The following is a 13924-nucleotide window of genomic DNA, read 5'->3' as shown; positions in this document are numbered from 1 at the left end:
AAGACTTGGTTTTTTTGTATCCCAAAATCATTTTTATGTTAAAACGCTAACAAAAAATAGGATTGTATGATATAATTTAGACAGATTATTGCGATTTAGGAGATATTATGAATAAAATAAAAGTTATATGAGATTGTTGATTAGGAGATTTTTGTTAGGGGGATTCAGATGAATGAATGCAATGGCTTACTGTTGCTCATTCTCTGGTTAAAGGATTTGTTATTCTTTTTAGAATAATTTGAAAGGGTTTTTATGAAAAAGTTTTTTGGGGAGAAGCAAACTCGGTTTGCTTTTAGGAAATTAGCTGTCGGGCTTGTTTCGGCTGCTATTTCTAGTTTGTTTTTTGTGTCTATCGTTGGGGTTGACTCTGTTCAAGCGCAGGAAAAGTTGAATGTACACTATAAATACGTGACAGATACTGAAATAACTCCGCAAGAAAAGGAGTTGATTGTAAGTGGAGTTCCTAAAATGCCTGAAGGCAATGAGGAGACTTACTATCTTGTCTACAGGTTAAACTCAAATGCTGGAGCAAAAACGTTACCGAATACAGGCGACAGTAGCAATTCCAATACTATGATGACGGCTGGTCTGTTAACGACGATAGGATTGGTTGTTTTTGTTGTGTCAAAAAGAAAGGTTCAAAGCAAGTTACTATTGACTGTTTTGGTGGGTGCTGGTGTCGGAGGAGGTTTGATACTATCCGTTGATGCACTGGAAAATGGTATCTTGCTACAGTATAATGCGGAATATCAAGTGTCGGCCGGGGAAAGTCTGCCGTCACCAGGTGAAATCTCTGGCTACACCTATGTTGGCTACATAAAAGATGAATCGATTCAGAAATTATTAGACAATAAGATCCTTGATCATCAGCAAAATGCTAGTCTAGATAAAGAAACTTTAAACCAAAATAAGAAGCTAGATTATTCTGTTTCTTTTGATAAGAATGGGCTGAAAAATCAAACTCTTGGCGTCAATACAATTGAGCCTCAAGATGAAGTTTTGTCTGGCCGAGTAGCTAAGCCTGAACTATTATACAAAGAAGAGACCATTGAAACTGAGATAGCCTTTGGAGAACAAATACAAGAGAATCCGGATTTAGCTGAAGGTACTGTAATAGTAAAACAAGAAGGCAAACCAGGCCGTAAAATCGAAGTCGTTCGAATTTTTACTGTAGATATTGCGGAAGTTTCTAGAGAGGTTCTTTCGACTAAAATAGAGGAAGCGACTCCTAAAATAGTGGAGAAAGGGACTAAAAAGCTTGAAACGCCTAGCGAAAAACCAGTGGGTGCTAACTTGGTCGCTCCCGAGCAAGTTACACCATTACCGGAATACACAGGAATTCAAGCCGGTGCGGTAGTCGCTCCCGAGCAAGTCGCTCCCTTACCAGAATACACAGGTGTCCAATCCGGCGCAATTGTTGAGCCTGAGCAGGTGACTTCATTGCCTGATTATTCAGGTACATTATCTGGAGCTATAGTTGAGCCTGAACAAATTGAACCGGAGATTGGAGGCATCCAATCCGGGGCAATAGTAGAACCTGCGCAAGTTACTCCATTACCTGAATACACTGGTGTTCAAGCAGGTTCAGTAGTGTCACCTGAACAAGCTACACCCTTACCAGAGTATACGGGGACTCAAGCAGGTGCAGTAGTAGAACCTGAACAAGTCACCCCGTCGCCTGAATACACAGGAACTCAATCAGGTGCGGTAGTGGCACCCGAGCAAGTTACTCCATTGCCGGAGTACACAGGAGTCCAAGCAGGAGCAATCGTAGAACCTGAACAAGTGTCTTCATTACCAGAATACACAGGACCTCAAGCTGGAGCAATAGTTGAGCCTGAGCAGGTAGAGCCTCCGCAAGAGTATACTGGAAACATCGAACCAGCAGCTCCAGAAACGGAAAATCCTACTGAAAAAGCTCAAGAGCCGAAAGAGCAGAAGCAAGAACCAGAAAAGAATATCGAGCTAAGAAATGTATCTGATGTAGAGCTGTATAGTCTAACTGATGGAAAATACAAGCAACACGTTTCTCTGGATGCAGTTCCAAGCAATCAAGACAATTATTTCGTTAAAGTGAAATCATCTAAATTTAAAGATGTTTTCTTGCCGATTTCTTCAATAGTAGATAGCACAAAAGATGGTCAGCCAGTTTATAAAATTACTGCAAGTGCTGAAAAATTAAAACAGGACATTGACAATAAATACGAGGACAACTATACTTTTTACCTTGCCAAAAAGGCAGAGAAAGAAGTTACAAACTTTACGTCCTTTAGTAACCTGGTTCAAGCTATAAATAATGACCTTGGCGGAACCTATTATTTAGGTGCTAGTCTGAATGCCAACGAGGTCGAACTAGAAAATGGTTCTAGCAGTTATATCAATGGGACATTCACTGGTAAGCTGATTGGCAGCAAAGACGGAAAAAATTATGCTATCTATAATTTGAAGAAGCCTTTATTTAACACTTTGAACACTGCTACTGTAGAAAATCTGACTCTTAAAGATGTAAATATTTCAGGGAAAAATGATATTGGGGCTCTTGCAAATGAAGTCAATAATGCAACAAGGATTAATAATGTCCATGTAGATGGTGTTCTGGCTGGCGAACGTGGCATTGGTGGCTTGGTTTGGAAGGCTGATAACTCTAAGATTGCGAACAGCAGTTTCAAGGGAAGAATTGTCAACTCCTATGAAACAAGGGCACCATACAATATCGGAGGATTAGTAGGTCAACTGACTGGCATCAATGCAGTAGTTGATAAGTCAAAAGCTACAATTACCATCTCATCAAATGCGGATAGCACAAACCAAACTGTCGGCGGCCTTGCAGGTCTTGTCGAGAAAGATGCGCTTATCAGCAATAGTTATGCTGAGGGCAACATTAATAATGTGAAGCGCTTTGGAAGTGTTGCTGGTGTGGCTGGCTACTTGTGGGATAGAGATTCTAGCGAAGAGAGACACGCTGGAAGATTGCATAATGTTCTTAGTGATGTCAATGTTATGAACGGAAATGCCATTAGTGGTTACCACTATCGAGGAATGAGGATAACTGACTCATATAGTAACAAGGAGAACAGAGTCTACAAAGTGACTCTTGAAAAGGATGAGGTTGTCACCAAGGAATCGCTCGAAGGGAGGGGAACAATCCTCAATGCTTCTCAAATCGCAAGTAAGAAATCTGAAATCAACTCTCTTGCTGTACCGAAAGTCGAAAGCTTACTGACTAGCAGAAATATAGAAAGTGATTTTTCTAAGGTTAAAGACTATCAAGCTAGTCGAGCATTAGCATATAAGAATATCGAAAAATTACTGCCGTTTTATAATAAGGCAACCATTGTCAAATACGGTAATCTGGTAAAAGAAGATAGCGCTTTGCATAAAAAAGAAGTCTTATCTGCAGTCATGATGAAGGATAATGAAGTAATTACAGATATTGCTTCGCATAAAGAAGCGGCTAATAAGCTCTTGCTTCACTATAAGGATCATTCATCTGAAATACTAAATATCACCTACCAATCTGACTTTAGTAAGTTAGCAGAATATCGCGTGGAAGATACAGGTCTTATCTATACGCCAAATCAATTCTTGCATAATCATAGTTCAATCATCAATGAAGTTTTGCCTGATTTGAGAGCGGTAGATTATCAGTCAGAGGCTATCAGAAGCACCTTAGGTATTTCTTCAGGAGTTTCATTAACGGAATTATATTTAGAAGAGCAGTTTGCCAAAACGAAGGAAAATTTAGCAAATACACTGGAAAAACTTTTGTCTGCTGATGCAGTCATTGCCAGCAAAAATCAAACGATTAATGGTTACATCGTTGATAAAATCAAACGCAACAAGGAAGCCTTGCTTTTAGGCTTGACCTATTTAGAGCGCTGGTACAACTTTAACTATGGTGACGTGAATGTCAAAGACATAGTCATGTACCGCATGGATTTCTTTGGTAAGGGCAACGTATCACCGCTAGACACGATCATTGAATTAGGTAAATCAGGCTATAACAATCTTCTGGCCAAGAACAACGTAGATGCCTATAGCATCAGCCTTGCAAATAATAATGCAACAAAAGATTTGTTTAGCACGCTTGCCAATTACCGGGAGGTATTTTTACCAAACAAAACAAATAATCAATGGTTTAAAGAGCAAACCAAGGCTTATATCGTTGAAGAAAAATCAGCTATTGATGAGGTGAGTGTCAAGCAAGAGCAGGCTGGCAGCAAGTATTCTATCGGGGTGTATGATCGAATTACCAGCGACACTTGGAAATACCGGAATATGGTCCTTCCTTTGCTGACAATGCCTGAAAGATCGGTCTTTGTCATCTCTACTATATCCAGTCTTGGCTTTGGTGCCTATGACAGATATAGAAATAATGAGCACAGAGCAGGGGCAGAACTCAATAAGTTTGTTGAGGATAATGCCCAAGAAACTGCAAAACGCCAACGCGACCATTATGATTATTGGTACAGAATTTTAGATGAACAGGGCCGTGAAAAGCTCTATCGAAATATCTTGGTCTATGATGCCTATAAGTTCGGAGATGATACAACTGTCGACAAGGCTACAGTGGAGGCACAATTTGACAGTTCTAATCCAGCTATGAAGTATTTCTTTGGGCCGGTTGGAAACAAGGTCGTACACAATAAGCACGGAGCTTACGCTACTGGGGACAGTGTTTACTACATGGGCTATCGGATGCTGGACAAGGACGGAGCTATTACCTATACCCATGAAATGACGCATGATTCTGATAATGAGATCTATTTAGGCGGATATGGAAGAAGAAGCGGACTTGGTCCAGAATTCTTCGCTAAGGGCTTGTTGCAAGCACCGGATCATCCGGATGATGCGACAATCACGGTCAACTCAATTCTCAAATATGACAAGAATGATGCGACTGAAAAATCTCGTTTGCAAGTCCTTGATCCAACTAAACGTTTCAGAGATGCGGATGATTTGAAAAACTATGTCCATAACATGTTTGATGTCATTTATATGTTGGAGTACCTAGAAGGGATGTCAATCGTGAACCATCTGTCCGATGTGCAGAAAGTGAACGCTCTGAGAAAAGTCGAGAATAAATATGTTCGAGATGCTGATGGAAATGATGTTTACGCAACGAATGTGATAAAAAATATTACAATGGCGGATGCGCAAAAATTAAACTCATTCGACAGTCTCATTGAAAATGACATTCTTTCAGCTCGTGAGTACAAAAACGGCGACGTAGAAAGAAATGGCTACCATACGATTAAACTCTTCTCTCCGATTTATTCTGCTTTAAGCAGTGAAAAAGGAACGCCTGGAGATCTTATGGGACGGCGTATGGCTTATGAACTTCTGGCAGCCAAAGGCTTCAAAGATGGTATGGTCCCTTATATCTCTAATCAGTATGAAGATGATGCTAAGCAAAACGGGAAAACAATCAGTATCTATGGTAAGACCAGAGGTCTGGTAACAGACGACTTAGTTTTACGCAAGGTCTTCAATGGTCAGTTTAATAATTGGACTGAGTTTAAGAAGGCTATGTATGAAGAACGTAAGAACAAGTTCGACAGCCTGAACAAAGTCACATTTGATGATACAAGACAACCATGGACAAGTTATGCTACCAAGACTATAAGTACTGTTGGAGAGTTGCAAGCCTTGATGGATGAAGCCGTACTCAAAGATGCAAATGATAATTGGTATTCTTGGAGTGGCTATAAACCAGAACATGACAGTGCTGTCCACAAGCTTAAAAAAGCAGTCTTCAAAGCTTACCTTGATCAGACTAAAGATTTCAGAACATCAATCTTTGAAAACCAGAAGTGATTGGTTTGAGCTGTCAAATGGTTTGCAAAGTTGCAAGTCTGAAATGTTAGGGCAGAGCTTGAATTACTCTTAAATTCAGACCTTCTTGCAGATAAGAAATGACGAACCTAGTGAAAACTAGGTTTGTTTTTCTATATAAGTCAAGCAATTAAAACAGTTGCTAGTCTGCTTTCAGGCAGTTTACTGCTGACAGTCATTTATGAGGCTGATAATAAGCGGAAAAAAGTCTGAAATGACCTTTACCCTCCTTCATATTTTTGTTATAATATTTGTATTAAAGCGTGCATTTGCGCGCTCTTTTCTGTGTTTTCAAAGCACTGAGTCCTTTAGAGTGAGTTATTTTTGAATAGATGGTGAAGGAGGAATTATGTTATACATTTGGTCTTATTTGAAGAGATATCCTAAGTGGCTGGTCTTGGATTTTGTAGCGGCAATCTTTTTTGTGATTGTCAATCTAGGGTTGCCAACGGTGCTGGCTCGCATGATTGATGAGGGAATCAATCCTAAGCAGACAGACCGGCTCTTTTTCTGGGCTTGGGTGATGTTTGGCGTTATTATCTTAGGAGTGCTGGGGCGAATCGTTCTGGCTTATGCGGCTGGGAAGCTAACGACGACCATGGTGCAGGACATGCGCAATGATCTCTATGCCAAGCTGCAAGAGTATTCTCATCATGAGTATGAGCAAATCGGTGTGTCTTCTTTGGTCACGCGCTTGACCTCGGATGCTTTTGTACTTATGCAGTTTGCGGAGCAAACCCTGAAAATGGGTGTCATTACTCCCATGATGATGCTGTCCAGTATTCTCATGATTTTTCTGACTAGTCCGTCTTTGGCCTGGATTGTAGCTGTTTCAGTGCCTTTCTTGGCTGTCGTAGTCATTTATGTGGCGGTTAAAACCAAGCCCCTGTCTGAAAAGCAGCAGAAGACCCTTGATAAGATTAATCAGTATGTGAGGGAAAATCTGACTGGTCTGCGCGTTATTCGAGCTTTTGCGCGGGAGGAATTTCAAGAGAAGGGTTTTGCCGATGAAAATGAGGTCTATGCGCAAAACTCCAATAAGCTCTTTAAGCTGACTGGTCTGACAGAGCCACTCTTTGTGCAGATTATTATTGCGATGATTGTGGCTATTGTCTGGTTTGCCCTAGATCCTTTGCGGGACGGCAGTCTTGAAATCGGAAATCTCGTTGCCTTTATCGAATACAGCTTTCACGCCCTGCTATCCTTCCTCTTCTTGGCCAATCTCTTTACCATGTATCCACGGACGGCGGTATCGAGTCAACGGCTTAAGGAAGTCATGGACATGCCAATCTCAATCAATCCTAACGAAGATGGTGTAACCGAGACAGAGACGAAGGGTTATCTGGAGTTTGACAATGTAACCTTCGCTTATCCAGGTGAGACAGAGAGTCCTGTACTGCATAATATTTCCTTCAAGGCCAAGCCAGGTGAGACTATCGCCTTTATCGGCTCTACTGGTTCTGGTAAGTCTACACTGGTGCAGCTGATTCCGCGCTTTTACGATGTAACACTTGGTAAGATTTTAGTGGACGGTGTGGACGTCCGTGAGTACAATCTGAAAGCTCTACGTCAGAAGATTGGCTTTATTCCGCAGAAGGCTCTGCTATTTACTGGAACTATCGCAGAAAACCTGCGCTATGGAAAGGAAGAGGCTAGTCAGGAAGAGCTGAGTCAGGCGGCTGAGGTTGCTCAAGCCAAGGACTTTATCGAGAGCCGGGAAGAGCGTTTTGAGACTCATCTGGCTGAGGGAGGCAGCAATCTATCCGGTGGGCAGAAGCAGCGGCTTTCTATCGCCCGCGCGGTGGTCAAAAAGCCGGATATTTATATCTTCGACGACTCTTTTTCTGCTCTGGACTATAAGACAGATGCGGTGCTTCGTCGTCGCCTCAAGGAAGTGACAGGTCAGGCAACGGTGCTGATTGTAGCCCAACGTGTGGGAACCATCATAGACGCTGACCAAATTATCGTTCTGGATCAGGGTGAAATCGTTGGACGCGGGAAGCATGAAGAGCTGATGGAAACTAATGATATCTATCGTGAAATTGCGGATTCGCAGCTGAAGAATCAAGCTTTGACAGAGGAATAGAAAGGAGACTGACATGAAAAACACGTCAAGTTTTGCTCGTCTGTGGAGCTACCTAAAAGTTTATAAATTTGCAGTCGCCTTTGCGATTTTCCTCAAAATCCTCAGTGTCGTTATGAGTGTCGTCGAGCCCTTTGTCTTAGGTCTAGCCATTACTGAACTGACAAATAATCTGCTAGATATGGCTAAAGGGGTGGCTGGCGCCCAGATTAATGTGTTCTATGTTGGCTGGGTCATGGTCTTGTATTTTCTGCGGGCGATTTTTTATGAAATCGGTTCTTACTATTCTAATTACTTTATGACCAATGCAGTGCAGGCTACCATTCGGGACTTGCGCGATGAACTTAGTCATAAGATTAATCGTATTCCCGTTTCTTACTTTGATAAGCATCAGTTTGGTGACTTGCTGGGGCGTTTTACCAGCGATGTCGAAGCTGTTTCCAATGCCTTGCAGCAGTCCTTTCTGCAAGTTATCAACGCAGTCTTTACTCTAATCTTGGTCATCGTAATGGTATTAGTACTCAATCTGCAGTTGGGGATAATTGTGGTAATTTCTATTCCGATTACCTACCTCAGTGCTCGCTTTATCGTAAAGAAATCCCAGCCGTACTTTAAACAGCAGGCAGATGCACTAGGAGCTATGAATGGCTTTGTTCAAGAAAATCTGACAGGCTTTAATATTTTGAAGCTCTATGTCAGAGAAGAAAGCTCCCAGGAGGATTTTCGTCAAATTACGCAAAATCTGCAGAAAGTAGGTTTTAAAGCCAGCTTTATTTCTGGTTTGATGATGCCTGTTTTGAATGTTATTTCAGATCTGACCTACCTCTTGTTGGCCCTGCTGGGCGGCCTTCAGGTTATTGCAGGGCGATTGACAGTCGGAAATATGCAAGCCTTTGTTCAGTATGTCTGGCAGATTAATCAGCCCATTCAAAACCTGACTCAGCTGGCTGGTCAGCTGCAGAGTGCCAAGTCTTCTTTAGACCGGATTTTCCAAGTGCTGGACGAAGCAGATGAAGTCAATGATAGGACAGAAAAGCTGGAGCAAGATCTGACAGGTCAGGTTAGCTTCAAGGATGTGGACTTCCAGTATGTGGCAGACAAGCCGCTCATTCGGAATTTCAATCTGGAAGTCAAACCTGGAGAAATGGTGGCTATTGTCGGTCCGACTGGTGCTGGTAAGACTACGTTGATTAACTTGCTCATGCGTTTCTACGATGTAACCAAAGGCGCGATTACAGTTGATGGGCATGACATACGCCATCTGTCCCGTCAGGACTACCGTAAACAGTTCGGTATGGTGTTGCAGGATGCCTGGCTTTATGAGGGGACTATAAAGGAAAATCTTCGTTTTGGCAATCTGCAAGCCACTGATGAAGAAATTGTAGAGGCGGCCAAGGCGGCTAATGTGGACCACTTTATACGGACCTTACCAGGCGGCTACAATATGGAAATGAATCAAGAATCCAGCAATATCTCGCTGGGGCAGAAGCAGTTGCTTACGATTGCGAGGGCTCTTTTGGCCAATCCTAAGATTCTGATTTTGGATGAAGCGACCTCATCTGTCGATACACGGCTGGAGCTCTTGATTCAGAAAGCTATGAAGACTCTCATGCAGGGGCGGACCAGTTTTGTCATTGCTCACCGACTGTCGACCATTCAAGAAGCGGATAAGATTTTGGTGCTCAAGGATGGTCAGATTATCGAGCAAGGCAATCACGAGAGTCTCTTGGCTGATAAAGGATTTTATTATGACCTTTATCAGAGTCAATTTTCTAAAAAAGCAGAAGAAGTTTAAAAGGTTTGCTAAATCATTTGATAACTGCTAGAATATAAGCAAAGTGAGGTAGCAATGTCTTTAACTAGTCAAATTATTACAGCAGAATTTCCTGATTTAGATAAGGTGGAGGCCTTAAATCGAGAAGCCTTTCCTGAAGAAGAGAGAGTTCCTATTAATGAATTTCTCCGCTATACCAATGATGAACGGTCTCATTTCTTTGCCTTCTACAATGAGGAAGAATTTGTTGGTTTTGCTTTTGCAGTTTATAACGAAAAAATGTTCTATGTCAGCTTCTTTGCGATTATGCCGCACCTTCGCAGCCATGGCTATGGGGGAGAAATCATTCATAAACTGACAGAGTTTTATCAAAAAACTATGGTTCTAGAGGTAGAACGTGTCGATGAAGAATGTGACAATTTAGAGCAACGTCAAGCACGTATGGACTTCTATAAGCGTAATGGCTTTCGAACGACCAATGCCTTTCTGGAATATGAAGGGTTAAGCTTTGAAATCTTGTATTTGGGACATCATTTTGATGAGGAGGCTTATCGAGATATTTTCCATATGCTGCAAGAGAAGAACTTCTTTGAATTCGAAATTAAGTACAGAAGATTTAGCGATGTGTAAAGATTGCTAAATGTTTTATAGCCATTTTTAAAAGGTTGAGATAGGATGTCTCAACCTTTTTACTATGAAAAATCTCTTTTATTTTGTTTTGGATCTGGAAGGACAATATTGTATTTTTCTCGCATTCAGAAACAGTAGAGCATATATATTTAAAGTAAGGAAACTTTTAAAAAGATAGGTAATAGTGAAGTTATATAAATACGATTTAAAACAAATTTATTTGTATTATTCTAAAATAATTTAAAATAAGCCTTAAATCTGTGGATAAGTCAGGAATTTGCTAAAAATCTTCAAAAATATTTCGATTTATTTCGTTTTTTAAACTAGCTTACCGTGAAAAGTTAAAAGTGTTGCGGAGCGGGCTATTTACGTATATAATGATAAATCATGAAAAATTAAAAAGGAGATTCTCGTGATTAAAAAAGGTGCTTTGACAGGTTTGCTCCTGTTTGGAATGTTTTTCGGTGCTGGAAACTTGATCTTCCCGCCTTCACTTGGAACATTATCTGGTCAGCATTTTTGGCCGGCTATTGCAGGCTTCGTCCTATCTGGGGTTGGGCTTGCTGTCCTGACTTTGATTATTGGAACGCTCAATCCTAAGGGCTATATCCACGAGATTTCTCAGAAGATTGCGCCTTGGTTTGCTATTGTCTATCTTGTAGCCTTGTATCTGTCAATCGGGCCTTTCTTTGCTATTCCGCGGACAGCGACAGTGGCCTATGAAGTCGGTATTGCCCCTATGTTGTCTAAAAATATGGCGGGCATCGGATTAATTGTTTTCACGACACTTTACTTTGCGGCGGCTTATCTGATTTCTTTGAATCCATCTAAGATTTTGGATCGGATTGGACGTATTCTGACGCCGGTTTTTGCAGTTTTGATCATCATCTTAGTCATTCTAGGGGCTTTTAAATACGGCTCCAATGCTCCTCAGCAGGCATCGGAAGCTTATTTAGCGTCAGCTTTTGGGCAAGGCTTCTTGGAAGGTTATAATACTTTGGATGCCTTGGCTTCCGTGGCTTTCAGCGTAATTGCTGTAACAACTCTTAACCAGCTTGGTTTCAAGAATAAAAAGGAATATGTTTCAACCATCTGGGTTGTTGGTTTGATGGTAGCGTTGGGCTTTAGCGCCATGTATATCGGTTTGGCTTTTCTAGGCAATCATTTCCCAGTTCCAGCTGAGATTATTGCCAAAGGCAATCCAGGTGTTTATGTCCTGTCGCAGGCGACACAGGCTATCTTTGGACCTACAGCACAGATTTTCCTTGCAGCTATGGTCACTGTGACTTGCTTCACCACAACAGCGGGACTTATTGTATCAACTGGGGAATTCTTCCATAAAACTTTCCCTAAGGTATCTTATAAAGTGTACGCAACGGTCTTTACTTTGATTGGGTTTGCGATTGCTAATCTTGGGCTTAATGCTATTATTCAATATTCTGTTCCAGTCTTGCAAATTCTCTATCCAATTACCATTGTTATCGTTCTGATTGTCATCGTCAATAAATTCTTGCCACTGTCCAAAATCGGCATGCAATTGACAGTAGCAGCAGTGACTCTGATTTCCTTTGCGGCTATTCTTGGGCAGCAGTTCCATATTACAAAGGTAAATGATATGGTAAATGCCCTTCCATTTTCTCAGGCTTCATTGCCTTGGTTGGTGCCGGCTCTAGTTGGAATCCTGCTTTCTCTCTTTTTGCCAAATAGGCTAAAGAGTGAGCGTTTCGAGATGGAAAGCTAATAGATAACATCTGTCACAATGTGGTGGATGTTTTTGCAAAATCCAGAAATCTCAAGCAATATAACATCAAATTCAAGTTTTTTCAAATCGATCTCCCTATTTTTAGGGAGATTTTTATTTTATACTAGAGTCAGAAATTGATAGAGAGGTTTTTGAAATGGCAACAAGTTTTTTGTTCTTTATTTCTGTTTTTCTGGCGGGGATTCTCTCTTTTTTCTCGCCTTGTATCTTACCGCTTATGCCAGTCTATGTCGGGATTCTGCTGGATTCGGATCAGCCGAAAACAGTTCGGTTTATGGGAAAAGATATTTCCTGGTATGGTCTAGTTAAGACGCTCTGCTTTATAGCTGGCTTATCAACTGTATTCTTAGTTTTGGGCTATGGAGCCGGTGCTTTGGGGCAAGTCCTCTATGCCCCTTGGTTTCGCTACGTTCTTGGTGGGATTGTCATTCTACTGGGAATCCACCAGATGGGAATCATTAATATCCAGCAACTGCAAAAGCAAAAGAGCATCCAACTTAAAAAGAATAGTAAAAGAAGTGACTTTCTTAACGCTTTTCTCTTGGGGATTACCTTTAGCTTTGGTTGGACGCCCTGTGTGGGACCTGTTCTGAGTTCTGTTTTAGCAATTGCAGCTTCTGGAGGTAACGGCGCTCTTCAGGGAGGCTTGCTTATGTTGGTTTATACACTTGGATTAGCGCTTCCATTTCTAGCAATGGCTTTGGCTTCTGGCTGGGTATTACAGCGCTTTGCGAAACTCAAACCTTATATGGGAACACTTAAGAAAATCGGCGGAGCACTCATCATTCTCATGGGAATTTTGCTAATGCTTGGAAATCTAAACGTTTTAGCATCATTATTTGGATAAAAATTATATAATTGAAGGAGAACATCATGAAAAAAATCACTACACTTACAATCGCTGCACTTAGTATCTTTGTCCTAGCAGCCTGCTCTAATCAAAAGTCAGATTCTGATATGAAGAAGACGGATGACAGCAGCATGATGAAGAAAGATGACATGAAAAAAGACGACATGAAGAAAGAGGATATGAAAGACTCCAGCATGTCTGATGATAAAATGAAAAAAGATGATATGAAGGATTCTTCTATGATGTCAGACGATAAGTCTGATATGAAAGATGATATGAAATCAAGTGATTCAAGCATGAAGGATGACATGAAAGATTCATCCGAAATGTCATCTGACAAATAAGAATTCCACCATAGGAAAGAAAGTCGTCAGTTTTGTCGGCTTTCTCCTTATTTTGAAAGGAAAGAAAACGATGAAGAAGTTATCAATATTGACTATCAGTCTGCTTTGTGTCGGCTTTTTGGGAGCCTGTTCAAATCAGAAAATGAACTCGGAAGTTTCTAAAAGTGATAAAAGCAATATGCAAACAAAAGCGGATTCTGGGCAATCTACCAAGATGGCAAAAGACTTTAGCCTGCAAGGTGTGGACGGCAAGACCTACAAACTGTCTGATTTTAAAGGCAAGAAAGTATACCTTAAGTTTTGGGCTTCTTGGTGTTCTATCTGTCTATCCACACTTGGTGATACTAATGATTTGGCTAAGGAGCAGTCAGGAAAAGATTATGTTGTCCTGTCGGTGGTGTCTCCGACTTTTAATGGAGAAAAGTCTGCTGATGATTTCAAGGAATGGTACAAGTCTTTAGATTACAAAGACTTCCCAGTTCTCATGGACACCAAGGGTGAATTACTGAAAGAATACGGGATTCGCTCTTATCCATCTGCACTTTTCGTAGGCAGCGACGGTTCTCTTGCCAAGACGCATATTGGCTACATGAGCAAGGAAGATATTGAGAAAACACTAAAAGAAATCAAGTAGAAAGGAGTAATA

The 13924-nt window shown here is 41.1% G+C and carries 8 protein-coding genes; all 8 read left to right on the top strand.

Going from position 1 to position 13924, the window contains the following annotated elements:
* Window positions 1–252: 252 nt before the first annotated feature.
* The 8 genes from FOC72_RS04950 (at window position 253) to FOC72_RS04915 (ending at window position 13912) form a co-directional block, all read left to right on the top strand.
* Complete coding sequence (locus FOC72_RS04950; protein WP_002895569.1) at window positions 253–5817, top strand: ZmpA/ZmpB/ZmpC family metallo-endopeptidase; 5565 nt, start codon at window positions 253–255, stop codon at window positions 5815–5817.
* Window positions 5818–6184: 367 nt separating this feature from the next.
* A complete protein-coding gene (locus tag FOC72_RS04945) occupies window positions 6185–7921 on the top strand; it encodes an ABC transporter ATP-binding protein (RefSeq protein ID WP_002895567.1) in 1737 nt (578 codons plus the stop codon).
* A 13-nt stretch (window positions 7922–7934) separates the two neighbouring features.
* Window positions 7935–9713: an ABC transporter ATP-binding protein gene (locus FOC72_RS04940; protein WP_002895566.1), complete on the top strand. Its 1779-nt coding sequence runs from the start codon at window positions 7935–7937 to the stop codon at window positions 9711–9713.
* A gap of 54 nt (window positions 9714–9767) precedes the next feature.
* Window positions 9768–10322 (top strand): GNAT family N-acetyltransferase, encoded by a 555-nt coding sequence (locus tag FOC72_RS04935; RefSeq protein WP_002895565.1) that lies wholly within the window; start codon window positions 9768–9770, stop codon window positions 10320–10322.
* A 412-nt stretch (window positions 10323–10734) separates the two neighbouring features.
* Window positions 10735–12063, top strand: coding sequence for a branched-chain amino acid transport system II carrier protein (brnQ, locus tag FOC72_RS04930; RefSeq protein ID WP_002895563.1), 1329 nt, complete (start codon window positions 10735–10737; stop codon window positions 12061–12063).
* Between the two features lie 157 nt (window positions 12064–12220).
* The gene (gene ccdA2, locus FOC72_RS04925) at window positions 12221–12931 is read left to right on the top strand and encodes a thiol-disulfide oxidoreductase-associated membrane protein CcdA2 (protein WP_002895561.1); all 711 of its coding nucleotides are present in this window, start codon (window positions 12221–12223) and stop codon (window positions 12929–12931) included.
* A 26-nt stretch (window positions 12932–12957) separates the two neighbouring features.
* Window positions 12958–13278, top strand: coding sequence for a hypothetical protein (locus tag FOC72_RS04920; RefSeq protein ID WP_002895560.1), 321 nt, complete (start codon window positions 12958–12960; stop codon window positions 13276–13278).
* Between the two features lie 70 nt (window positions 13279–13348).
* Window positions 13349–13912 carry a redoxin family protein gene (locus FOC72_RS04915; RefSeq protein WP_002895559.1) on the top strand — a complete coding sequence of 188 codons (564 nt, stop codon included), beginning with the start codon at window positions 13349–13351 and terminating at the stop codon, window positions 13910–13912.
* The last annotated feature ends 12 nt before the right edge of the window (window positions 13913–13924 follow it).

The sequence above is a fragment of the Streptococcus sanguinis genome (genome assembly GCF_013343115.1).
GTDB classification, from domain to species: Bacteria; Bacillota; Bacilli; order Lactobacillales; family Streptococcaceae; genus Streptococcus; species Streptococcus sanguinis_H.
The sequence above is the reverse complement of the archived record's forward strand: the minus strand, read 5'-3'. Positions and strand labels throughout refer to the sequence as shown.

Bases quoted from the DNA above. Each gene is read 5' to 3' on its own strand.
- FOC72_RS04950 (WP_002895569.1), top strand. From the start codon at position 253: ATGAAAAAGTTTTTTGGGGAGAAGCAAACTCGGTTTGCTTTTAGGAAA.
- FOC72_RS04945 (WP_002895567.1), top strand. From the start codon at position 6,185: ATGTTATACATTTGGTCTTATTTGAAGAGATATCCTAAGTGGCTGGTC.
- FOC72_RS04940 (WP_002895566.1), top strand. From the start codon at position 7,935: ATGAAAAACACGTCAAGTTTTGCTCGTCTGTGGAGCTACCTAAAAGTT.
- FOC72_RS04935 (WP_002895565.1), top strand. From the start codon at position 9,768: ATGTCTTTAACTAGTCAAATTATTACAGCAGAATTTCCTGATTTAGAT.
- ccdA2 (WP_002895561.1), top strand. From the start codon at position 12,221: ATGGCAACAAGTTTTTTGTTCTTTATTTCTGTTTTTCTGGCGGGGATT.
- FOC72_RS04920 (WP_002895560.1), top strand. From the start codon at position 12,958: ATGAAAAAAATCACTACACTTACAATCGCTGCACTTAGTATCTTTGTC.
- FOC72_RS04915 (WP_002895559.1), top strand. From the start codon at position 13,349: ATGAAGAAGTTATCAATATTGACTATCAGTCTGCTTTGTGTCGGCTTT.